We start from the raw sequence: 21,404 nt of genomic DNA, 5'->3' as shown, positions 1-21,404 counted from the left end.
GGCTGTGGTTTGCTCAGGCATGGCCAAGTACTGGTACTGCGTGAAGCACTCCCGGGTCGAGGAGGGCGAGGGCATCTGCCCGCCGATCGACCGGCTGGGGCCCTACGGCTCTCGCGAGGAGGCGGAGCAGGCGCTCCAGAAGGCCGAGCAGCGCAACCAGGACTGGGAGCAGGACCCGGACTGGAAGGACGTCGAGGGCGGTCCCGGCACCGGGGGCGTCAGCTGGACCGGCCAGGGCTGAGCGTGGCGCGACCCGGCCGCGCGCCCCGAGGTCGCGCGGACGTCTCGCCATGGCCGTTCGTCGGCATGGCCGGGATGGCTGCGGCCCTCTTCCTGTACGCCGCGTCGGGGCGGGTCGCGCCCTGGTGGGGCGTGGTGGTGCTGCTCGTGGTCTGGGTGGCGCTGTTCGTGCTGGCCTGCCGCTGGTGGACGCCGCACCCCGGCCGGCTGCCCTGGGTGGCGCTCGGCGCGGTCGTGCTGTGGTTCGCCCTGGTCAGCGCCGGCGGTGCCTGGCTGGGCTGGCGCGCCTGACCCCGCCTCACAACGCCTCCGGCTGTCCCGGTCGAGTGCTCGGTCAGCGGGGACTGACCCTGAGGATGGCGTCCTGTCCGTTGCCGTTGTCGGTGGTGATCAGCAGGTCGTTGTTCGGTGCGACCGTGACCGACCTCAGCCGGCCGTCGTGCTGGAGCGCCGCGGGGGCACGCACCTTGCGGAGATGCCCGGAAGCGTCGAAGGTCAGGAAGATCACCCGGCTCGCCTTGAGCGCGGCGACCGCGAGGGTGCCGTCCAGCGCTCCCCACTTGCTGCCGCGCACGAAGCGACAGCCGCTCGTCGCCAGCGTGGGGGACCCCGAGCGCCATCGGGCCTGCACCTGCTTGCCCGGCAGCGAAGGGTCGGTCATCGGAGCGTTCTCGTTGTACGCCGTCCCGTGGGCGCTGACCGGGTTGAAGCCGTAGTCGCCGCCGTTGACCAGCCGGTTCACCTCGTCGTCGACGTAGGTGCCCTGCTCGACCTGCCACAGGGATCCGTCGCTGCGCTGGGCCAGGCCTTGGATGTTGCGGTGGCCATAGGTCTGGACGTAGCGCTTGTGGCGGTCGCGGGCGTGCACGAACGGGTTGGTGGGCCAGGGCCTGCCGGTGAACCGGTTCAGCCTCAGGGTCTTGCCGCCGAGGGAGGTGAGGTCCTCGGCGTTGGTGCCCACGTAGCCGTCCCCGGTCCCGACCAGCAGGGACCCGTCGCGCACGATCAGCAGCCGGCAGCCGGAGTGGCGGGCCTGCGGGTCGGCGGGGATGCCGCCGAGCAGCTCCCCGACCTCGCGGGCCCGGGTCGCACGGTCGTCGAGGTGCCAGGCGAGCACGTGGATCTGGTGGCCGCCACCGCGGGTGTAGCCGCCCTGGCAGGTGTAGAAGCGGCCGTTGTGCGCGAAGTCCGGATCGACCTCGAGCGACATCAGGCCGGCGCGTCCCTTGACCCACACCTGCCCGCTCGGGAACTTCACGCGGTGGTGGTGGCCGTGGTCCCACACCGAGAGCGTGGCCCGGTCCCGCTGCGTGTAGAGCAGCCGACCTCCGCCGATCGGTTGCACGTCCCAGGGGTGGTCCAGCCCGGTGACGAGGGTGCGGACCCGGAGGGCGGGCACGCCCCTCCTGGCGGAGTGCCCCGGCTGCTCGGCGGCGTTGCGCCCCCGATCCGCTGCCGACGTCGCTGCCGACGTCGCCGGTGGCGAGCCGAGCGCGACCAGGACCAGAGCCAGTGTGGCGCACAATCCCGCCGTGATCCCCCGCATGACGTGACCGTAGGTGGGTCCTCCGGACCGGGCGTCATCAAAATCCGGGCTCTGTGACGCTGGGCCGGCGCTGGGCGGGGCCGCTCAGCGGGGGCTGACGCGCAGGATCGCGTCGCTCCCGTTGCCGTTGTCGGTGGTGACCAGCAGGTCGTGGTTGGGCGCGACGGTCACCGAGCGCAGCCGGCCGTACCGCCGCAGCGCCCGCGGGGCGCGCACCTTCCGCAGGTGCCCCGTGCGGTCGAAGGTGAGGAACAGCAGTCGCTCGTCCTTCAGTACGCCGACCGCGAGCGCCCCGTCGAGCGCGCCCCACGCCTTGCCGCGCACGAACGTGGCGCCGCTGGTGGCCAGCGTGGGATCGCCGGAGCGCCAGCGGGCCCGGATCTGCTTGCCCGGCCGCGACCGGTCGGTCATCGGGACGCTCTCGTTGTAGCCGGGGACCGGGTTGTAGCCGTAGTCCCCGCCGTCCTTGAGCTTGTTGACCTCGTCGTCGCGGTAGGTGCCCTGCTCGACCGACCACAGCGAGCCGTCCCTGCGCTGGGCCAGGCCCTGGACGTTGCGGTGCCCGTAGGTCTGGATGAACCGTTGGTGCCGGTTCTTCGCGTGCACGAACGGGTTGGTCGGCCACGGCTTCCCCGTCTGCGGGTCCAGGCGCAGGGTCTTGCCGCCGAGGGAGTGCAGGCTCTCGGGGTTGGTGCCGATCGCGGCATCTCCGGTGCCGACGAGCATGGAGCCGTCGCGGGCGATGAGCAGCCGGCAGCCGCCGTGCCGGCCGCTGCTGGCCGGGAACCCGCCGATGACCTCCCCGACCCGCGTCGCGCGGGTGGCGGCGTCGTCGAGATGCCACGCGACCACGTGCACCTCGTGCCCGTTCGTCGTGGTGCCGCCCTGGCAGGTGTAGAAGCGGCCGGTGCCGGCGAAGGACGGGTCGATCGCCAGCGACATCAGGCCGGTCTCCCCGGACACCCACACCTTGTCGCTCGGGAACGCGACCCGGTGGCTCCTCCCGTGCTGCCACACCGACAGCGTCGCCCGGTCGCGCTGGGTGTAGAGCAGCCGGCCGTGCCCGATCGGCTGCACGTCCCACGGGTGGTCGAGGCCGGTGATCATCCGGATCACGTGCAGCCGGGGCACCTGCCGGGCGTGGACGGGAGCAGCGTCGGCGGCCACGGCGGCCGACACCGGCACCGTGTACGCCGGGGCCGGCCGGGCGTTCGCCTCCGACGGCGCTGCCGGCGCCAGGACGGCGAGTACGACGGCTGCGGCCAGGGTTGCCGAGAGCGAGCGCATGGGAGGCACCGTACGGCGACGGCCGGGTGCTGGCCAGGGGTGCGCGGTCAGGACGGGCTGCAACTGGCCGCCGACGTGGCGAGCCAGCCCTGGCGGCCGCGGTGGTGCAGCTCGTACCTCGAGGCCGGACGGCCGTCGACGATGGTGAACACGACCGCCGAGGTGTCGGTCCGGTCGCGGACCTCGACCGAGTCGCTGCCCTGACGGTAGTGGTCGATGGCCTCGTGGAGGCTGTCGTAGCCCTGCGAGCTCGAGGCGTAGTCCGCCCTCGACGCGGCGTACTGACAGTCCACGATGCCCCCCGAGCAGCCGCTCATCAGCGCCGAGCCCGACAGCAGTCCTGACACCAGCGACACGACCGTCGTTCCACGCGTGATCCCCCGCATGCCGCGAGCTTCCCCCCCGGCCGGCCACCCGGGGCCCGGCGCGCCATAACGATCCGACAACGTCGGACCGGTCAGGGCTCCTCCCGCGACGTCGGGTCAGGGCTGGCGAGACAGGTCTAGAAGGTGTGCTCCGGGCCGGGGAAGGAGCCGGCGCGGACGTCGTCGGCGTAGGCCCGGGCGGCGTCGAGCAGGACGCCGCGCAGGTCGGCGTACTGCTTGACGAACCGCGGCATCCGGCCGGTGCGCAACCCGAACGCGTCCTGCCAGACCAGCACCTGCCCGTCGCAGTCCACGCCCGCGCCGATGCCGATCGTCGGGATCGAGACCGCCTTGGTGACCTCGGCGGCGACGTCGCCCGGCACCATCTCCATCACGACGGCGAACGCGCCGGCGGCCTCCATCCCGCGGGCCTCCTCGACCACTCGGGCGGCGGCCTCGCCGCGGCCCTGGACCCGGTAGCCGCCGAGGTTGTGCTCGGACTGCGGGGTGAAGCCGATGTGCGCCATCACCGGGATGCCACCCTCGGTGAGCTTGCGGACCTGCGGCACCATCTCCAGGCCGCCCTCGAGCTTGATCGCGTGGGCGTTCGCCTCCTTCATGAACCGCACCGCGGTGAGGTAGGCCTGCTCCGGGGAGGCCTGGTAGGAGCCGAACGGCAGGTCGGCCACCACCAGCGCCCGGCGCACCGACCGGCTCACCGCACGGGCCAGGGGGATCAGCTCGTCGACGGTCACCGGCAGGCTGGTCTCGTTGGCGAACACGTTGTTGCTGGCCGAGTCGCCGACCAGCAGCACGTCGATGCCGGCCTCGTCGAAGGTCTGGGCGGCGTACTGCTCGTAGGCCGTCAGCATGGTGAACTTCTCACCGCGCTGCTTCATCTCCCGCAGGTGGTGGGTGCGCACCCGCTTCACCGGCGGGGCGGAGGCGGCGGCGGCGGGGCCGGTGCCGTACGGCGCCGGCTGCTCGGCGGACTTCACGTCAGTCATGACGGGGCACTCCTCGAAACGTCATCTCGCGGCTCCCTGCTGGAGTCCACGGACCGCCTCACACGCTAGTCGTGCGGCCGCGTGGCGGCCCTGTGTCGATGGTCACCCGGGGGAGCGCGACGGGTCAGCGCCACAGGTCCTGGAAGGAGCCGACCGGGTCGGTGATCAGGTGTGCCCCGCCGACCAGCACGTCGTGCCCGGTCTCGTACGCCGCCTGGCCGGCCGCCACGGCTCCGTCGAGGGCGTGCTCTCCGGCCTCGACCAGGTGGTCCGCGACCGGGTCGGCGTAGTGGTGGTAGGCCTGCTGGGCCTGGTACGCCGCCTCGCGCTCGGCCCAGTTGCGGGCCAGGTCGTTGGCCGGCTCGTGCCGGCCCTCCACCACGGTCGGTTGGTCTCCCGCCACGATCGAGCCGAGGTTGTCCAGCGAGGTGCTCGGATCGTCGAAGTAGGAGGTGTGGTTGCGGATCCCCTGCCCCAGGTCGTCGGCGTGGAACGAGGGGCCGGGGTCCACGGCGAACCGCGTCGCGCCGAAGCCGGCCTGGGCCGGGTCCTGCCCCATCCCGAGCGACCCGTCCCGCCCGAGCCAGGTCACGACGTCGTTGTCGGCCGAGCCGACGTAGACGTGGCCGGCCGGCATGTGCAGCCCGGACACGTCGTGCACGCCACCGCCGGCGCCGGGACTGCCGATCAACGTGAGCGAGTCGGCGTGCAGGCCGTCGTGCGCAGCGTGGGCGGCCGTGGTCGAGCCGTAGCTGTGGCCGATGACGGTGAGGTGGGAACGGCCTCCCTGGTCGGTGACACGCAGCCCGTCGACGAAGTCCGAGAGCCGGTGGCCGCCGTCCTCGGCGAGATCCTCACGCGTCACGCCGCCGACGTCGAGCCCGTCGCCGGGCACGTCGAACAGCCGCTGCGGGTCCCAGCTGGGGGCGTCGTAGCCCATCCAGGCGATCACGGCGGTGGTCTCGTGGTGGTTCGACGCGTTCTGGAACAGGTGCAGCGCGTCCTGGCCCTGGGAGGCGATCGAGGAGAGGTCGTTGGTCAGTCCGGGCACGAGCACCGCGGTGTCGGTCGCCGTGTCGGGGTCGCCGAAGCTGACCGCGCCGGCACCATCGCCCCCGAAGGCGCCGGGCAGGTAGAGCAGGAGCTGGGTGACGACCGGCTTCCCGGTGTTGAGGTCCGTGGCGGTCCGCCCGAGGTCGAGCGCGTCGCGCGTGGCCTGCGCGCGTTCGAGCATCCGGTGCTGGGCATCGGTGAGGGCGATGCCGTCCTCCTGCAGTGCGTGCAGGTGGTCCAGGTCGTGCTGCAGGGAGCCGCGGTTGGCGTCGTCCCGGTCGCCGCACGGGATGCCGTTGGTGTTGCCGACCAGCTCGGGGCTGTGCAGCTTCAGCGCCTCCTGCTCGGCCGGGGAGAGGTGGCTCCACCAGGCGTGGACCGCCCGGGGGTCGTGGCCCAGCGCCTGGAGCTGCCGGACCAGCGCGTCGGGGTCGGGGACGGACGGGTCGTGGGAGCGCTGCTCGGCCTCCCGCTCGGTGTCGACCGACCTGAAGGCCGCGATGAGCCGGTCCTCGGCTTCCTTGACGTGTCGCTGCCAGGCGTCGAGGCGTCGTACGAGGTCCCGGGCCCGGGCCGCAAGCCGATCCGCGTCCGCCTGGAGGCCGGCGGCTTCGGACTCCTCGGCCGACCGGACCGCTCCGGCCAGGTCGTCGATCGACCGGTTGAGCTCGACGCGCTCGGACTCGAGGTGCTCGCGCTCGCTGGTCAGGGCGGTGACCGCGGCGACGTACCGGTCGCAGGCGAGCGTGACGACCTCGAGCGCCGCCACGGCCGCCCGGGTCGCCTCGGCGAAGAGCGTCATCTGGTGCTGGGCGGCCTCGGCCGTGCGGCCGGTCCACTCGGCCGGCGCTCCGCCGCCCTCGATCGCCGAGCCGGCGTCGCTCACGGCGACGCCGGTGGCGCGCAGCGAGTCGGTGACCGCCGCGGCGCCGGGATCGGCCTCCAGCTCCGGGAACGCAGGCACGTGGGGTGGCAGGAGGACGGTGGTCACCAGATGCCTCCCGGGCCGGCGGACCGGGCGGTCCAGGGCAGCAGCTGCTGGAGGCTGCCCACCTGGTCGAGGTCGGTGACCAGGAAGCGGCTGCGGGCCAGCGCGAGCGCAGCCGCGTGGGCGTCGGCCTCGTCGCTCAGCTGCCCCAGCCGCTCGGACCACCGGGTCACGAACTCGTCCGCGGCGGCGGCGACCCGGGGCCCGAGCAGGGAGGTGTCGGCGCTGAGCAGGCTCCTGCGGGCATCGCCGAGCGTCTCGGCCTGGTCGTCCCACACCCGGCCGGCGCTCGCCAGCTCGCCGAACCAGACGTTGATGCTCATCGACGGGCCCCCAGCTCCGGAAGCTGCTCGCGGGCGAGGCGCAGGGGAGCCGAGACGAGCTCGACATCCACGGCGCCGCCGACGACCCGCGCGGAGACCTCGAGGTCGCCCTCGGCCGAGGCGGCGTCCAGGGCCGGCACCGGAGCGGTCGCCGGCCCGGCGGACCAGCCGTGGTCGAGCAGCGCGTCGCCGAGGTCGCGCAGCAGCTGTACGGCGTCGTCCGGGTCGAGGTCGCGGAAGCTCTCGCGCACGACCAGCCGGTGGACGTCGGGCCGGTCCTGCCGCCACCAGAGCTCCACGCGCGCCGACGGCTCGCGCCGCAACCTCTCCTCGACGTGGCTCAGCGCGGACCGCCCTCGCGCGAGGAGGTCCTGCGCCTCGGCGGGCGTGGACGGGTCGACCGCCGCGGGCAGCTCGGGCAGCACCACGACGTCCACGTCGGGATGGCGCCGGCGCAGGCCGCGCAGCACATCGAGCGGGTCAGGTTCTGGTTGCCCCCGAGTCACGAGGGCATCATGCCGCGTCTCGAGCCCCGGGACATCCGCTTGTCCCCAGGCTCAGTCCACCGCGCGGGCCGGGATCCTCAGCCGACCAGGTCGGCGTAGTCGGCCCGGGTCGCCTGCTCGGCGTACCGGTCATCGTGGTCGGAGTAGTTCTCGCACTGGTCGCCCGCCCGGACGAAGTCGATGCGGACCATGGAGAAGTCGACCTTCCGGGACCGCAGCAACCGGGAGACCACGATCCTCACCTGACCGCGGGTGCCCGCGATCCCGGCCTTGCCCGAGGTGACCTCGAAGCCCTGGTCCTCGAGCACCGCCCGGCTGGCCGAAGCGAGGTGGGTCGCGCCGCCCGCAGGGTCGTGCACCTCGCCCTGCGCGACGTAGCGCCACAACCCGGCGACCTGGCACCCGACGAAGTACGCCGGCATGGCGTCGAGGGTGCCGCCCAACGCCTGGACCAGCGGCGGGAGCACGTCCTCGGCGGCCTGGCGGAACTCGGTCTGCAGCCTGCGGGCGTGCCCGTCCGGCGTCGAGCCGAGGGCGTCGTCGGCCGAGCAGGCGCTGGTCGCGACGGCGGCGCACAGGAGGAGGGACACGAGCCTCATGCCGGGCAACCTACCCAATCGCGCGTGCCTGGCCCCGCGGTTCGCGCCTCGGTGCGGCGGCCGCGCTGCTCGCGCTCAGGCGGTGGCGGCGGCGGCCTCCAGCTCGGCGACCACGAGCTTGCGCATGCCGAGCATCGCCCGGGCAGCCGCCTCGGCCCGCGCGGGATCGGGGTCGCCGAGCAGCTCGTAGAGGCGCGCGGGGACGATCTGCCAGGACAGGCCGAACCGGTCCTTGAGCCACCCGCACATGGACTCCTCGCCGCCCGCGACGAGGTTCTCCCAGTAGTAGTCGACCTCGGACTGGTCGGTGCAGGTCACGCTGAACGAGACGGTCTCGGTGAAGCCGGCGTGCATGGGGCCGCCGTTGATGCCGCGGAACGACCGCCCGTCGAGCACCCACTCGCCGGCCATCACCGTCCCCGGCTCGCCCGGCCCCGCCTCGCTGTAGCGGGCCACGCCGGTGATCCGGGAGTCCGGGAAGATGCTGGTGTAGAACTCCATCGCCTCCAGCAGGTCGTCGTCGAACCACAGGCACGGGCTGATCGCGCTCATCGCCGGCTCCTTCGTCCACGGCCGGACCCCGACGGTCGGCTCCTGCAGGGCAGACCCCCCGGGGTCGGCGGATTCATCGGCGCCTCGCGGCGCGGGGCGTCGTACAGTTCGGGGGTGGGGTTCGAGAAGGTCAGCGGCGCCGCGTACGGCCGCTTCATGGGCCGGTTCGCCGAGCGGCTGGCGCCGAAGTTCGCGGATCTCGCCGGCGTACGGGCCGGTCAGCGGGCGCTCGACGTGGGCTGCGGACCGGGCGCGCTGACCGCGGTGCTCGTCGAACGGCTCGGCGCCGACGCGGTGCGAGCGATCGATCCGTCACCGCCCTTCGTCGCGGCCCTCCGGCAGCGGCTGCCGGGCGTCGAGGTCCGCCAGGGCCGGGCCGAGCAGCTGCCCTACGACGACGCCGGACCGGACACCGGGTTCGACGCGGCACTGGCCCAGCTGGTGGTGCACTTCATGACCGACCCGGTCGCCGGGCTGGGGGAGATGCGCCGGGTCACCCGGCCCGGTGGCGTGGTCGCCGCGTGCGTGTGGGACCACGGCAGCGGCCGGGGGCCGCTGACCCCGTTCTGGGGCGTCGTGACCGAGCTGTGGCCGACCGCGGGCGGCCAGGACTTCGACGCCGGGGCCCGCGAGGGCCAGCTGATCCGGCTGGCGCAGCAGGCCGGGCTGCGCGAGGTCGAGCAGTCCGAGCTGACCGTGAGCGTGCCCTACGACTCGTTCGAGGACTGGTGGACGCCGTTCACCGCGGGGGTCGGGCCGGCCGGTGAGTGGCTGGCCGGCCTCGAGCCCGATCGACGCGAGCAGCTTCGTCGCGCCTGTGCCGAGCGGCTTCCGCAGGGGCCGTTCGAGGTCACCGCGACCGCGTGGGCGGTGACCGGCCGGGTCTGACCGGGTTCGAACCGGCCTGCGTGGGAAACTTCCCAGCGTGGACTTCTTCTCCGCCTACGCCCACGGGTTCGCCCGCGTCGCGGCCTGCACGGCGCCGACCGCGCTCGCCGATCCCGCCGCCAACGCGCGCACGGTGATCGAGGAGGTGCGCCGCTGCTCCGAGGACGGCGTCGCGGTGGCGGTCTTCCCCGAGCTGAACCTGGTGGGCTACTCGGTCGAGGACCTGCACCTGCAGGACGTCGTGCTCGACGGCGTCCAGGCGGCGATCGCGGAGATCGCCCGGGCCACGACCGACCTGCTGCCGATCGTGGTCGTCGGCGCCCCGCTGGTGCACGGCAACCGGGTGCTGAACTGCGCGGTCGTCGTCCACCGGGGCCGGGTGCTCGGGGTCTCTCCGAAGTCCTACCTGCCGACCTACCGCGAGTTCTACGAGCGGCGGTGGTTCGCGCCGGGTGACGACCGGCGCGGGGCGACCGTCCGGGTCGGCGACCAGGAGGTGCCGCTCGGCCCGGACCTGATCTTCGCGGCCACCGACGTCCCCGGCCTGCGGCTGCACGTCGAGGTCTGCGAGGACATGTGGGTGCCGATCCCGCCCAGCGCCGAGGCCGCGCTGGCCGGGGCGACGGTGCTGGCGAACATCTCCGGCTCCCCGATCACCGTGGCCCGGGCCGAGGACCGGCGGCTGCTGGTCCGCAGCGCGAGCTCGCGCTGCAGCGCGGCGTACCTCTATGCCGCCGGTGGCCAGGGAGAGTCGACCACCGACCTGTCCTGGGACGGGCAGACGATGGTCTACGAGTGCGGCCAGCTGCTGGCCGAGTGCGACCGCTTCCCCGAGGGGCCGCGCCGCGCGGTCGCCGACGTGGACCTCGACCGGATCCGCCAGGAGCGGCTGCGGCAGGGCACCTTCGACGACAACCGGCGCACCCACGACCAGCGGGTGGCGGAGTTCCGCACGATCGAGCTCGAGCTGCGTCCCCCGGCCGGCGACCTGGGGCTGCGGCGCAAGGTGGACCGGTTCCCGTTCGTGCCCGACGACGCCGACCGGCTCGCCCAGGACTGCTACGAGGCCTACAACATCCAGGTCTCCGGGCTCGAGCAGCGGCTGCGCGCCATGAGCGGTCCGTCCTGGCAGCCCAAGGTGGTCATCGGTGTCAGCGGCGGCCTGGACTCCACCCATGCGCTGATCGTCGCGGCCAAGGCGATGGACCGCCTCGAGCGGCCGCGCAGCGAGATCCTCGGCATCACCATGCCCGGCTTCGCCACCGGGGAGACTACGAAGTCCTATGCCTACCGGCTCGGCAAGTCCCTCGGCATCACCTTCGAGGAGCTCGACATCACCGGCGCCGCCCGCCAGATGCTCGCCGACCTCGACCACCCGTTCAGCCGGGGCGAGGAGGTCTACGACGTCACCTTCGAGAACGTCCAGGCCGGGCTGCGCACCGACTACCTCTTCCGGCTGGCCAACCACCGCGGCGGCATCGTGCTCGGCACCGGCGACCTCTCCGAGCTCGCGCTGGGCTGGTGCACGTACGGCGTCGGCGACCAGATGTCGCACTACAACGTCAACGCCGGCGTCCCCAAGACGCTCATCCAGCACCTGATCCGGTGGGTGGCCGAGACCGGCCAGTTCGACGACGAGACCAGCGAGGTCCTGACCGAGATCGTCGAGCAGGAGATCACGCCCGAGCTGGTGCCGCAGAAGGACAGCGACAAGCCGCAGTCGACCGAGGAGTCGGTGGGGCCGTACGCGCTGCAGGACCTCACGCTCTACTACGTGCTGCGCCAGGGGTTCCGGCCCAGCAAGATCGCCTTCCTGGCCTGGCACGCCTGGCACGACGCCGACGCGGGGGAGTGGCCGCCGAACTTCCCTCACGACCGCCGGGTCGCCTACGACCTCGCGACGATCCGCCGGTGGCTGCTGGTCTTCGTCCGCCGGTTCTTCGCCAGCCAGTTCAAGCGCTCCGCGCTGCCGAACGGGCCCAAGGTCAGCGCCGGCGGCACGATGTCGCCCCGCGGTGACTGGCGGATGCCCTCCGACGCCGCGGCCGATGCGTGGGTCGCCGAGATCGAGGAGCTCGTCCCGGCCGGCGACTGACCACCGGTGCCGGCGGGACCGTTGACCCTGCCCCGGCGTACGACCCGGGCGCATCGCCCGGCGCCGGCGCCCGTGGCGGGCTCGCGCCGGGGGACCGGCGGGATCGCCCCGGGGGACCGGCGATGCAACCGGAACCCCGGCTGCGGCGTACACCTCTCGACATCGGGGGGACGCGTCGTCCAGGGTGGGCGGGGCCGCCCGGTGGGAACCGGAGAACCGCCATGACCACCACCATCGCGCGGCGCCTCGCCGCCACCCTCGTGGGCCTCGCGGGCCTCGCGTCGGTCGCCACGGCGACCTACGCCGCCGCGCCCGCCGACGGGTCCTCGCCCGCCACCACGACCGCGGCCGCCGAGCGGCCCGGTCACCGCACCGCCCTGACGCTGGAGATGCCCGGCTGCGGCGGCTGCGTCGTGCAGCTGCTCCAGGGCACGGGCGCCGGCACCGACCACCCCGGCGCCTGGGAGTCCCGGAGGAAGACCGTCGAGGGTGGGACGGTGACCTGGCGCGTGCCGAGCCGGCGCACCTGGGGCATGTCGATCATCGTCCGCGCGCCCTGGGAGGGACGTACCGGCTACCTCACCGCGGTGGCGATGCGGTACGGCGGCGAGCTGGTCGGCGACCACGTGTCCTTCCGCGAGGCGCGGAGCAAGCACCGGGCCGCGGCTTGCTGGGAGGGCACCCGCAGCGATGCGGTGACCCTGCCGGTCGTCGTGCGCAAGGTCCGGGTGCAGGGCCAGATCCACCGGGTGCCCGGCAGCATCGCCTACCTGCCGACCACGACCTCGTGGCTGGCGCCGATGTTCCCGGCCCGGCACGGGGTCCTCGGCACCCAGGAGGTGCCGACCTGTCGGTGACGCGGACAGGGGCCCGGCGCAACAAAGCACGACCCGGGGGCGTCTCCCCACCCGACGGACCGGACGGGCGCTCATCGGGGGCGCCGGCCGTCCCGAGAGAAGGAGATCGACATGACCCGCATCGGCCCGCTCCGCCGGGGACTCCTGCTGGCCACCGGCCTGCTGGTCGCGGCCGGTGGCTCGCTGACCGCCGCCACCGCCGCCACCGCCACGGCCGACGCCGCCGGCACCCCGGCCGCCCCGCACGCAGCCGCGACGGCCCCCGCGGCCGCGACGGCGGCGAGCGGGCAGCGGACCACCGTGGCCTTCCTCGTGGACGGCTGCAACCGCTGCCACGTGCGGCTCTACCAGGCGGTCCGCGGACGCCAGCACGTGTGGGAGTCCAGGGCGCACCGGGTGCGCGAAGGACGGGTCAGCTTCGACATCGCCACCCGGCACACCCACGGCCTCAGCGCCTCGGTGACCGCGCCGTGGGAGGGCAACACCGGAGCGGTCACCCAGATCGCCTTCCGCTACGCACACGAGCCGGTCGACGCCCAGGTGACCAACCGCGAGGCGAGCCACAAGCACCGGGCGTCGGGCTGCTGGGCCGGCACGACCCGCACCGCCGCGCTGCTGGACCTCACCGTCCGCAGGGTCAGGGTCCCCGGCGTGGACGGCTCGCCCACGACGGCCGCACGCGCCTGGATCGCCACGACCGTGCCGTGGTGGAAGCCGATGCTCCACGCCTACAGGGGCATCCTCGGGGCGCAGGACGTGATCTTCTGCGAGCGTCCGTGAGGCGCGCCGGCGCCTCGTAGGCCAGGCAGGTCGGTCCGCGTCGGCGGGCTGTCCGCGGCGGCTACCCGACAGCTCAGGCCCGGTCGAGGGTGACGGGCTCGGCGACTCGTTCAATTGCTCGAGCTTTGGGGGGTTACCGGTCGGTAGGCCGGCCTGAGTCCAAACAATTGAACGAAACCTCGGCACCGGACGCGCCGGGCGAAGCTCCAGCGGCGCGGGGCCACGGCACAGAGGTGGCCCCCCGACCCCGGAACCGACCCCGGGAACCGACCCTTGAACCGGCCGGTGCTGCGTCCGGGTGCTGAACCCCGCAGACCCTGGCGTGGCCGGTGCCACCGATGCGCCATAGTTGGCCCATGGGCAAGCAGGAAGACTTCGTTCTCCGCGCTCTCGAGGAGCGTGACGTCCGGTTCGTCCGGCTCTGGTTCACCGACGTGCTCGGGTTCTTGAAGTCGGTGGCGGTGGCGCCGGCCGAGCTCGAGGGCGCGTTCGCCGAGGGGATCGGGTTCGACGGCTCGGCGATCGAGGGGTTCGCCCGGGTCTACGAGGCCGACATGCTCGCCAAGCCCGATCCGTCGACGTTCCAGATCCTGCCGTGGCGGGGCGAGGGGCCCTCGACCGCGCGGATGTTCTGCGACATCGTCATGCCCGACGACTCCCCGTCGTACGCCGACCCGCGCTACGTGCTCAAGCGGACGCTCAGCCGCGCCGCGGAGCAGGGGTTCACGTTCTACACGCACCCCGAGATCGAGTTCTACCTGTTCAAGAACACCCCGGCGGCCGGCGACGAGCCGGTGCCGGTGGACCGCAGCGGCTACTTCGACCACACCGCCCAGTCGATGGGCGCGGACTTCCGCCGCGAGGCGATCACGATGCTGGAGTCGATGGGGATCTCGGTGGAGTTCAGCCACCACGAGGCCGGGCCCGGCCAGCAGGAGATCGACCTGCGGTACGCCGACGCGCTGTCGACCGCCGACAACATCATGACGTTCCGGACCGTGATCCGGGAGGTGGCGCTCAGCCAGGGCATCTGGGCGACGTTCATGCCGAAGCCGTTCACCACCCACCCCGGCTCGGGCATGCACACCCACGTGTCGCTGTTCGAGGGCGACACCAACGCGTTCTTCGAGGCCGGCGCGGAGTACCAGCTGTCCAAGGTGGGCCGGCAGTTCATCGCCGGGGTGCTGCGGCACGCCAGCGAGATCAGCTGCGTCACCAACCAGTGGGTCAACAGCTACAAGCGGATGATGTTCGGCGGCGAGGCCCCGTCGTACATCTGCTGGGGCCACAACAACCGCTCCGCGATGGTGCGGGTGCCGATGTACAAGCCCAACAAGGGCCAGTCCACCCGCATCGAGCTACGCACGATCGACGCCGCCTGCAACCCCTACCTCGCCTTCGCCGTGGTGCTCGCGGCCGGGATGAAGGGGATCGAGCAGGGCTACGAGCTGCCGCGGGAGGCCGAGGACGACGTCTGGTCCCTCTCCGAGCGCGAGCGCAAGGCGCTCGGCATCGACCCGCTGCCGCGCAACCTGCACGACGCGATCGGCATCGCCGAGGAGTCCGAGCTGCTGGCCGAGACGCTGGGCGAGCACGTCTTCGACTTCTTCCTGCGCAACAAGCGCCAGGAGTGGGAGGAGTATCGCGGCCAGGTCTCGGCCTTCGAGCGCGACCGCATGCTCCCCGTCCTGTGACGGCCCTCCTGTGATGGCCCGTTCGGACCGGTCCCCGACCGGGAAGGCGCAGCGCGAGCCGTACGTGCCCGAGCGGGCGCGCCAGCTGCTGATGACCTTGTGGGTGGTGGTCGCCCTCGGCGGGTGGCTCCTGGTCTGGGGGGTATGGCTGCTGTTCGCCGGTGCCGCCGTCGGGCTGGTGGTCATGCTGGTGCTGCTGCCGGCCATCGCGATGCTGACGCTCGCCGGCTGGAGCCGCGGGGTCCTGCACGAGGGCGACGCGTCGGCCCGGGTGGCGGTGCCGGTCACGGCCACCGTCACCACCGTGGCTGGGCTGCTGCTGAGCAGCCGGGTAACAGGGGTCCTGCTCCTGCTCGTCGGCATCCTGCTGCTGCTCCTGGCCCTGCTCCCCGGGCGGGACGACGACCACGCCCCACCCGCGGGCCGGTAGGTTGCGGGCGTGAGCGAAGCGACCGTGCTCGTGGTCCAGCACGAGGACATGTGCCCGCCGGCCCTGATCGGGCGCTGGCTGGTCGACGCCGGCTGCACCGTCGAGGTGTGCCGGCCCTACGCCGGCGACGAGCTGCCCGACCCGGCGGCGTACGACGGGCTGGTGGTGCTGGGCGGCTCGATGGGCGCGAACGACGACGCGGAGCACCGCTGGCTCGGCCCGGTCAAGGACCGGGTCCGGGCCGCCGCCACCGCCGAGGTGCCGACCCTGGGCGTCTGCCTGGGCCACCAGCTCGCGGCCGTGGCGCTGGGCGGCACCGTCGGGGTCAACCCCCGCGGCCAGCAGCTCGGCCTGCTCGACGTCGGCTGGCACGAGCGCGCGGCCGATGACCCGCTCTTCGCCCCGGTGGCCACCCCGCGCCGCGGCGTGCACTGGAACAACGACGTGGTCCTCACGCCCCCGCCGGGCGCGGTGGTGCTGGCCCGCTCCGGGGGTGACGTGCAGGTCGCCCGGCACGCGGCGACCGTCTGGGGCGTGCAGCTGCACCCCGAGGCCGACCTGGAGGTGGTGCGGCCCTGGGCGGCCTCCGACGAGGGCTCGCACCGGGCCCGGGGCATCGACCAGGAGGCGCTGCTGCGCGACATCGACGTCGCGCGCACCGAGCTCGACGAGGCGTGGCGGCCGTTGGCGGCCTCGTTCGCCGCGCTCGCCCGGGCCCGGGCCCGGGCCTCGGTGCCGGCCACGGACCGCTGAGCCCGCGGTGAGCCGGCCGACCACCACCACCAAGGGGTCCCTGCTGCGGCTGGGGTTCCGCGATCCCGAGGCGTCGCTGGCGGCCCTGGGAGGGCTGGGGTCGGCCGCGGAGCCGCTGCTGGCGCTGCTGGCCCGCAGCGCGGACCCCGACCTGGCGGTGGCGACGCTGCGCCGGCTGTCCGAGCGGCTCGACGACGCGGAGGCGATGCTGGCCGAGGTCGCCGACGACGAGGGCACCGCGATGCGGCTGCTGTCGGTGCTCGGCGCCAGCGAGGCGCTCGGCGACCACCTGGTCCGGCACCCCGAGCAGTGGCGGGAGCTCACCGACCCGCTGCTAGGGGCCACCCGGCCCCCGGCGTACGCCCTGCGCGCCGACCTGCTGCGCGCCGTCGGCGCGGACCCCGGGGACCCGAGGCCGGTCGCGACGCTGCCGGACACCGAGGCCGTGGACACGCTGCGCGTGGAGTACCGTCGCGCGCTGCTCCGGCTGGCCGCCCGCGACCTGGCCCACGACCTCGGGGTCGACGACACCGCCGCCGAGCTCTCCGACCTCGCCGCCGGGACCCTGGAGGCGGCGCTGGCGATCGCCCGGGCCCGGGTGGGCGAGGACGCCGGCCTGGCCCGGCTCGCGGTGGTCGCGATGGGCAAGTGCGGCGGGCACGAGCTGAACTACGTCTCCGACGTCGACGTCATCTTCGTCTTCGAGCCCGCGGAGGGCTGTGACGAGAACGCCGCGGCTCGGGTCGCGAGCCAGCTGGCCGGCCACCTGATGCGGATCTGCTCCGAGCACACCGGCGAGGGCACCATCTGGCCGGTCGATGCGGCGCTGCGCCCGGAGGGCAAGGCCGGGCCCCTGGTCCGGACGCTGGCCAGCCACCGCGGCTACTACGAGCGCTGGGCGAAGACCTGGGAGTTCCAGGCGCTGCTCAAGGCCCGGCCGGTGGCCGGCGACCCGGCGCTCGGGAGCGACTACCTCGAGATCGTCACGCCGCTGGTGTGGACCGCCGCCGAGCGGGAGGGGTTCGTGGCCGACACCCAGGCGATGCGGCGCCGGGTCATCGAGAACATCCCGCCTCGGGAGGCCGACCGGCAGCTCAAGCTCGGCGCCGGCGGGCTGCGCGACGTGGAGTTCGCCGTCCAGCTGCTGCAGCTCGTGCACGGTCGCGCCGACGAGCGGATCCGGCCGCCCACCACGCTCAGCGCGCTGGCCGAGCTGACCCACGGAGGGTACGTCGGCCGCGAGGACGGGGAGGCCCTGCACGAGGCCTACGTCTTCCTGCGCACCCTCGAGCACCGCCTGCAGCTCTACGGCCTGCGCCGCACCCACGTGGTGCCCGAGGACGAGGACTCCCTGCGGCGGCTGGGCCGGAGCATGGGGATGGCCCGGGAGCCGGCCGCCTCGCTGGAGAAGACCTGGCAGCACCACCGGCGCGAGGTCCGCCGGCTCCACGAGAAGCTCTTCTACCGACCGCTGCTGGCGGCGGTCGCCAGGATCCCCGGCACCGAGGCGCGGCTCTCGCTGGAGGCCGCCGGCGAGCGGCTGGCGGCGCTGGGCTACCTCGACCCGAAGGCCGCGCTGCGCCACCTCGAGGCGCTCACCAGCGGGGTCACCCGCAGCGCGAACATCCAGCGCACGCTGCTGCCCGCGATGCTCGAGTGGTTCGCCGACGCGCCCGATCCGGACGCGGGGCTGTTCGGCTTCCGCCGGATCAGCGAGTCGCTGGGCGACTCGCCGTGGTACCTCAAGACGCTGCGCGACGAGGGCCAGGTGGCCGAGCGGCTCGCGCGGATGCTCGCCACCTCCCGCTACGCTTCCGGCCTGCTCGAGCGCGAGCCGCAGGGGGTGCGGATGCTGGGGGAGGACCTCCAGCCGCTCTCGGCCGAGGCGCTCACCGAGGAGATGCTCGCCTCCGGGCGCCGGCAGGTGGACCACGAGAAGGCGACCCGGGCGGTCCGGGCGATCCGCCGTCGCGAGCTGCTCCGGATCGCCGCCGGCGACCTGCTGGGGCTCGTCGACGTCGCCGAGGTCGGCGCCGGGCTGTCCCGGCTCACCGACGCCACGCTCGAGGCCACGCTGGAGATCGCCGGCCGGGCGGTCCGCGAGCAGCGCGGCATCGACGATGCGCCCACCCGGATGGCGGTGGTCGCTATGGGCAGGTACGGCGGGTTCGAGCTCTCCTACGGCTCGGACGCGGACGTGCTGTTCGTGCACGACCCGGAGCCGGGCGCCGACCCGCAGCAGGCCTCGTCGTACGCCCAGGGGGTGGCGAACGAGCTGCGCCGGCTGCTCTCGCTGCCCGGCCCCGACCCCGCGCTGGAGGTCGACGCCGACCTGCGGCCCGAGGGCAAGCAGGGGCCGCTGGTGCGGACCCTGGACTCCTACGCCGCCTACTACGGCAAGTGGTCGAAGGTGTGGGAGGCCCAGGCCCTGCTGCGCGCCGACGCGGTCGTCGGCGATCCCGAGCTGCGGCGGCGGTTCGTCGAGCTGGTCGACCCGTTGCGGTTCCCGGCGGAGGGGATCTCCGAGGACGACGTGCTGGAGATCCGCCGGATCAAGGCCCGGGTCGACCAGGAGCGGCTCCCGCGCGGCGCGGACCCGCAGACCCACCTCAAGCTCGGTCGCGGCGGCCTGGCCGACATCGAGTGGACGATCCAGCTGCTGCAGATGAGGTACGCCGGCCAGGTGCCCGGGCTGCGCACCTCGCGGACCCTGGAGGCGCTCACCGCCGCCCGCGAGGTCGGCCTGCTCGAGGCCGAGGACGCCGACGAGCTCGTGCACGCCTGGCGCACGGTCAGCCGGGTGCGCAACGCGGTCACCCTGGTGCGCGGCAAGCCGGGGGACCACCTGCCCCGCGACCCGCGCGAGAAGGCCGCCGTCGCCAGCGTCCTCGGCTACCCGCTCGGGGCCTCGGACAGCATGGTCAACGACTACCTGCGCGTCACCCGGCGGGCCCGCGCCGTGGTCGACAAGGTGTTCTGGGGCTGACCCGCCCCCCATGTTGAGTTGGGCCCCCTGCCGGGTTGAGTTGGGCCCGCTCCCGAGTTGAGTTGGGCCCGCTGCCGGGTTGAGTCGGGTCGTCGACCTTCAGCCGGCGAGGTCCTTGCGGAGGTGTACGTCGGCCTGGCCCGCGACCGGGACGCCCTCGGTGCGCGCGAACTCGGCGTACCCGTGCCGCTCGTAGAACCCCGGCGCCTGGAAGGTGAACGAGGACACCACGACCTGCGTGCAGCCGCGGGCGCGGGCCTCCTCCTCGGCGGTGGCCAGCAGCCGCCCGCCCCAACCGTCGCGGCGGCTGTCCTCGCGCACCCAGACCATGCCGATGCCGGCGCACGTCGCCCAGGTCCAGCCGCTGAGCCCGGCGACCAGCTGGCCGTCGGAGTCCTCGACCTTCACGGTCAGCTCGCGCAGGTCGTCGCGTCCGGTGGCGGCGAAGTTGTGGGCGTCCAAGCCGGCGGACAGCTGCCGGTCGAGCTCGGGGTCGGCGCCACCGGTGCGGAGGACGAGGGGAGTCTCTTGGCGGTCGTCGGTCACGGCGCAGGACCCTAGCCTGGCCATGCCGGGCGCCCGGGACCTCCTGCTCGGTGCCGGGGCGCGGTCTCCCTGGGCCCGGTCAGAACCCTCGCCCGCTCCTCGGCCGAGAGGTCCTGCTGTCGTGCCCGAGATCCCAGAGGAGACTTTGAGCCGCTGGGTGGCTCAACCTCTCCTCCGGGCTGAGGCCGGTGGCGGTCCGGGCGGCGCGCGAGGGTGCCGGGCCACCTTCTGGGCCCGCACGATCGGCCGCGGGCCCGCGCCCCGCGAGGGGCCGCTGAAACCAACGGGGACAGCGGTGTGCGTCACCGTTTCGCCGGTGCTCGCAACGGGCAAGCAGTGTGGGACACGAACCCCAGACCAGAGGGCGGACCATGGCATCCCTGAACGACCCGGACTCCACGCCTTCGGAGCCGGCACCCGCGCAGGTGACGGCCGGGGGCTCTCCCCCCGACAACGCCCCGCGGCTGGACCTGTCGGTGAACCTGCCCCGCGAGAGCGTGAGCGTGCCCGTGGTGCGGCGGCTCGCCGCCCAGGCCCTGCGGGCCTTCGGGGTGCTCGACGACCAGATCAGCGACGTGGAGCTGGCGATCACCGAGGCCTGCGCCAACGTGATCCACCACGCGACCGACACCGACACCTACGAGGTGCAGGTCGCGCTGGCGGCCGACCGGTGTGCGATCACGGTGCTCGACCACGGCGGGGGCTACGACGGCGCGGCGGTCGAGCGCGGCGAGGACGACGAGACCGGGCGGGGACTGCAGCTGATGCGGGCCCTGGTCGACCGGCTGGCGTTCCGTCACGAGCCCCAGGAGGGGACCGTGGTGCACATGGTCAAGAACCTGGACTACGACGACGACCACCCGCTCTGGCAGCGGCTGCGCGCGGACTCCTAGCGAGCAGGGACGCTGGGCGGGGCCGGCCGGTCAGAGGTCGGTCAGAGCCCGCCCAGGAACTCCAGCAGGCCGCGCATGTAGGTCTCCTGGTCGTCCACGAGCGCGAGGTGGCTGCCCTCGGGGCTGTGGTGGTAGCGGCCGGCCGGCAGCTGCTCGGCCATCCACCGCATGTGCGCCGGGTCCATGGTGTCGTGCTCGGCGCCCATCACCAGCGCCGGCACCGTGATCCGGTGCAGGTCGCCGGTGCGGTCCCAATCGACGAGCTTGCCGCTGGCGCCGAGCTCACTGGGCCCCTGCAGCGGCACGTAGATGTCCTGGTTGATGTGCGCGAACCCGCGCACCACCGGCTCGGGCCACTCCTCGGCGGGCATCCGGCAGACGTGGTGCACGTAGTGGTGCTCGAGCAGCAGCGCCTCGTACGACGGGTCGCCGGTCGCGCCGGTCGCCTCGAGCCGCATGATCTCGGCCAGCGCCGCGGGGTCCATCCGCGGCATCAGCACCCGCTCGGCGTACTCGTTGTAGGCGGGGATGCTGGCCATCATGTTGGACACCACCAGGCCCTTGAGGTGCTCCTGGTGGGCCAAGGCGTACTCCAGCGCGAGCAGGCCGCCCCAGGACTGGCCGTAGAGGACGAAGTTGTCACTGGAGAGGCCCAGGGCGACCCGGACCTGCTCGACCTCGTCGACGAACCGGTCGATCTCCCACAGCGAGGGGTCCTCGGGGTGGTCGCTGCGCAGCGACCCGAGCTGGTCGTAGTGGTAGTACTCGACACCGGCGCCCGGCAGCCAGGAGTCGAACGGCTCGAGGTACTCCGAGGTGGCCCCGGGCCCGCCGTGCAGCAGCAGCACCTTCAGGCGCGGGTTGTTGCCGAACCGCCTGGTCCACACCCGGAACTCGCCCGCGGGCGTGTCGACCGGCACCATCCGGACCCCGCCGGAGAGGCGGTCGGGGCGGCCGGTGTCGTCGAGATAGCTGGCGAGGTCGATGTCCACGAGCGGTACTGTGCCACCGCCGAC

The 21,404-nt window shown here is 73.6% G+C and carries 22 protein-coding genes; 11 read left to right on the top strand and 11 right to left on the bottom strand.

The genetic code is table 11. The features are described 5' to 3' along the window. Positions 1 to 19: 19 nt before the first annotated feature. Together BJZ21_RS11800 and BJZ21_RS11795 are read left to right on the top strand one after the other, a co-directional pair. The gene (locus BJZ21_RS11800) at positions 20 to 241 is read left to right on the top strand and encodes an SPOR domain-containing protein (protein WP_179663929.1); all 222 of its coding nucleotides are present in this window, start codon (positions 20 to 22) and stop codon (positions 239 to 241) included. 74 nt (positions 242 to 315) lie between these two features. Next, positions 316 to 531: a hypothetical protein gene (locus tag BJZ21_RS11795; protein WP_179663928.1), complete on the top strand. Its 216-nt coding sequence runs from the start codon at positions 316 to 318 to the stop codon at positions 529 to 531. Positions 532 to 574: 43 nt separating this feature from the next. On the opposite strand, the gene BJZ21_RS11790 is transcribed toward BJZ21_RS11795, so the two are convergent. The 9 genes from BJZ21_RS11790 to BJZ21_RS11750 form a co-directional block, all read right to left on the bottom strand. Continuing rightward, on the bottom strand, positions 575 to 1,639 hold the full coding sequence (locus BJZ21_RS11790) for a PQQ-dependent sugar dehydrogenase (protein ID WP_179663927.1): 1,065 nt from the start codon (positions 1,637 to 1,639) through the stop codon (positions 575 to 577). A 231-nt stretch (positions 1,640 to 1,870) separates the two neighbouring features. Further along, positions 1,871 to 3,073: a PQQ-dependent sugar dehydrogenase gene (locus tag BJZ21_RS11785; RefSeq protein ID WP_179663926.1), complete on the bottom strand. Its 1,203-nt coding sequence runs from the start codon at positions 3,071 to 3,073 to the stop codon at positions 1,871 to 1,873. Positions 3,074 to 3,120: 47 nt separating this feature from the next. Next, a complete protein-coding gene (locus BJZ21_RS11780; RefSeq protein WP_179663925.1) occupies positions 3,121 to 3,420 on the bottom strand; it encodes a hypothetical protein in 300 nt (99 codons plus the stop codon). A gap of 155 nt (positions 3,421 to 3,575) precedes the next feature. After that, positions 3,576 to 4,445, bottom strand: a complete 870-nt coding sequence (gene panB, locus BJZ21_RS11775) for a 3-methyl-2-oxobutanoate hydroxymethyltransferase (protein ID WP_179663924.1) — start codon at positions 4,443 to 4,445, stop codon at positions 3,576 to 3,578. A gap of 124 nt (positions 4,446 to 4,569) precedes the next feature. Continuing rightward, entirely contained in the window at positions 4,570 to 6,489 is a 1,920-nt protein-coding gene (locus BJZ21_RS21765; RefSeq protein WP_179663923.1) for an alpha/beta hydrolase, read from the bottom strand. After that, entirely contained in the window at positions 6,486 to 6,809 is a 324-nt protein-coding gene (locus BJZ21_RS11765; protein ID WP_179663922.1) for a hypothetical protein, read from the bottom strand. Before BJZ21_RS11765 ends, BJZ21_RS21765 begins: the two co-directional genes overlap by 4 nt. Next, the gene (locus BJZ21_RS11760; RefSeq protein WP_179663921.1) at positions 6,806 to 7,315 is read right to left on the bottom strand and encodes a hypothetical protein; all 510 of its coding nucleotides are present in this window, start codon (positions 7,313 to 7,315) and stop codon (positions 6,806 to 6,808) included. Before BJZ21_RS11760 ends, BJZ21_RS11765 begins: the two co-directional genes overlap by 4 nt. Before the next feature lie 77 nt (positions 7,316 to 7,392). Next, positions 7,393 to 7,914 (bottom strand): hypothetical protein, encoded by a 522-nt coding sequence (locus BJZ21_RS11755; RefSeq protein ID WP_179663920.1) that lies wholly within the window; start codon positions 7,912 to 7,914, stop codon positions 7,393 to 7,395. Between the two features lie 75 nt (positions 7,915 to 7,989). Next, positions 7,990 to 8,466, bottom strand: coding sequence for a VOC family protein (locus BJZ21_RS11750; RefSeq protein ID WP_179663919.1), 477 nt, complete (start codon positions 8,464 to 8,466; stop codon positions 7,990 to 7,992). A gap of 114 nt (positions 8,467 to 8,580) precedes the next feature. Here BJZ21_RS11750 and BJZ21_RS11745 point away from each other — a divergent pair, with 114 nt between their 5' ends. The 8 genes from BJZ21_RS11745 (at position 8,581) to BJZ21_RS11710 (ending at position 18,949) form a co-directional block, all read left to right on the top strand. After that, the gene (locus BJZ21_RS11745) at positions 8,581 to 9,354 is read left to right on the top strand and encodes a methyltransferase domain-containing protein (RefSeq protein ID WP_179663918.1); all 774 of its coding nucleotides are present in this window, start codon (positions 8,581 to 8,583) and stop codon (positions 9,352 to 9,354) included. Between the two features lie 37 nt (positions 9,355 to 9,391). Beyond that, positions 9,392 to 11,449, top strand: coding sequence for an NAD(+) synthase (locus tag BJZ21_RS11740; RefSeq protein WP_179663917.1), 2,058 nt, complete (start codon positions 9,392 to 9,394; stop codon positions 11,447 to 11,449). A 221-nt stretch (positions 11,450 to 11,670) separates the two neighbouring features. Continuing rightward, positions 11,671 to 12,306: a hypothetical protein gene (locus BJZ21_RS11735; RefSeq protein WP_179663916.1), complete on the top strand. Its 636-nt coding sequence runs from the start codon at positions 11,671 to 11,673 to the stop codon at positions 12,304 to 12,306. Positions 12,307 to 12,417: 111 nt separating this feature from the next. Continuing rightward, positions 12,418 to 13,086: a hypothetical protein gene (locus BJZ21_RS11730; protein WP_179663915.1), complete on the top strand. Its 669-nt coding sequence runs from the start codon at positions 12,418 to 12,420 to the stop codon at positions 13,084 to 13,086. A gap of 356 nt (positions 13,087 to 13,442) precedes the next feature. Continuing rightward, positions 13,443 to 14,780, top strand: coding sequence for a glutamine synthetase family protein (locus BJZ21_RS11725; RefSeq protein ID WP_179663914.1), 1,338 nt, complete (start codon positions 13,443 to 13,445; stop codon positions 14,778 to 14,780). A gap of 13 nt (positions 14,781 to 14,793) precedes the next feature. Beyond that, positions 14,794 to 15,210: a hypothetical protein gene (locus BJZ21_RS11720; RefSeq protein WP_179663913.1), complete on the top strand. Its 417-nt coding sequence runs from the start codon at positions 14,794 to 14,796 to the stop codon at positions 15,208 to 15,210. Between the two features lie 9 nt (positions 15,211 to 15,219). Next, the gene (locus BJZ21_RS11715) at positions 15,220 to 15,963 is read left to right on the top strand and encodes a glutamine amidotransferase-related protein (RefSeq protein ID WP_179663912.1); all 744 of its coding nucleotides are present in this window, start codon (positions 15,220 to 15,222) and stop codon (positions 15,961 to 15,963) included. 7 nt (positions 15,964 to 15,970) lie between these two features. Beyond that, a complete protein-coding gene (locus tag BJZ21_RS11710; RefSeq protein ID WP_179663911.1) occupies positions 15,971 to 18,949 on the top strand; it encodes a bifunctional [glutamine synthetase] adenylyltransferase/[glutamine synthetase]-adenylyl-L-tyrosine phosphorylase in 2,979 nt (992 codons plus the stop codon). Positions 18,950 to 19,048: 99 nt separating this feature from the next. Here BJZ21_RS11710 and BJZ21_RS11705 read toward each other — a convergent pair whose 3' ends face one another. Continuing rightward, positions 19,049 to 19,495, bottom strand: a complete 447-nt coding sequence (locus BJZ21_RS11705) for a GNAT family N-acetyltransferase (RefSeq protein ID WP_218851460.1) — start codon at positions 19,493 to 19,495, stop codon at positions 19,049 to 19,051. Between the two features lie 371 nt (positions 19,496 to 19,866). On the opposite strand from BJZ21_RS11705, the gene BJZ21_RS11700 reads away from it, so the two are divergent. After that, positions 19,867 to 20,388: an ATP-binding protein gene (locus BJZ21_RS11700; RefSeq protein WP_179663909.1), complete on the top strand. Its 522-nt coding sequence runs from the start codon at positions 19,867 to 19,869 to the stop codon at positions 20,386 to 20,388. Positions 20,389 to 20,429: 41 nt separating this feature from the next. On the opposite strand, the gene BJZ21_RS11695 is transcribed toward BJZ21_RS11700, so the two are convergent. After that, entirely contained in the window at positions 20,430 to 21,380 is a 951-nt protein-coding gene (locus tag BJZ21_RS11695) for a proline iminopeptidase-family hydrolase (protein WP_218851458.1), read from the bottom strand. Between the last annotated feature and the right edge of the window lie 24 nt (positions 21,381 to 21,404).

This window comes from Nocardioides panaciterrulae, assembly GCF_013409645.1.
GTDB classification, from domain to species: Bacteria; Actinomycetota; Actinomycetes; order Propionibacteriales; family Nocardioidaceae; genus Nocardioides; species Nocardioides panaciterrulae.
Note: the sequence above shows the minus strand (reverse complement) of the source record. Positions and strands in the feature narration are given on the sequence as shown.

What these genes read in the sequence shown, in the direction of transcription:
- BJZ21_RS11800 (WP_179663929.1), top strand. Translation starts at nt 20, where the DNA reads ATGGCCAAGTACTGGTACTGCGTGAAGCACTCCCGGGTCGAGGAGGGC.
- BJZ21_RS11795 (WP_179663928.1), top strand. Translation starts at nt 316, where the DNA reads ATGGCTGCGGCCCTCTTCCTGTACGCCGCGTCGGGGCGGGTCGCGCCC.
- BJZ21_RS11785 (WP_179663926.1), bottom strand. Translation starts at nt 3,073, where the DNA reads ATGCGCTCGCTCTCGGCAACCCTGGCCGCAGCCGTCGTACTCGCCGTC.
- panB (WP_179663924.1), bottom strand. Translation starts at nt 4,445, where the DNA reads ATGACTGACGTGAAGTCCGCCGAGCAGCCGGCGCCGTACGGCACCGGC.
- BJZ21_RS11765 (WP_179663922.1), bottom strand. Translation starts at nt 6,809, where the DNA reads ATGAGCATCAACGTCTGGTTCGGCGAGCTGGCGAGCGCCGGCCGGGTG.
- BJZ21_RS11755 (WP_179663920.1), bottom strand. Translation starts at nt 7,914, where the DNA reads ATGAGGCTCGTGTCCCTCCTCCTGTGCGCCGCCGTCGCGACCAGCGCC.
- BJZ21_RS11750 (WP_179663919.1), bottom strand. Translation starts at nt 8,466, where the DNA reads ATGAGCGCGATCAGCCCGTGCCTGTGGTTCGACGACGACCTGCTGGAG.
- BJZ21_RS11735 (WP_179663916.1), top strand. Translation starts at nt 11,671, where the DNA reads ATGACCACCACCATCGCGCGGCGCCTCGCCGCCACCCTCGTGGGCCTC.
- BJZ21_RS11730 (WP_179663915.1), top strand. Translation starts at nt 12,418, where the DNA reads ATGACCCGCATCGGCCCGCTCCGCCGGGGACTCCTGCTGGCCACCGGC.
- BJZ21_RS11725 (WP_179663914.1), top strand. Translation starts at nt 13,443, where the DNA reads ATGGGCAAGCAGGAAGACTTCGTTCTCCGCGCTCTCGAGGAGCGTGAC.
- BJZ21_RS11720 (WP_179663913.1), top strand. Translation starts at nt 14,794, where the DNA reads ATGGCCCGTTCGGACCGGTCCCCGACCGGGAAGGCGCAGCGCGAGCCG.
- BJZ21_RS11700 (WP_179663909.1), top strand. Translation starts at nt 19,867, where the DNA reads ATGGCATCCCTGAACGACCCGGACTCCACGCCTTCGGAGCCGGCACCC.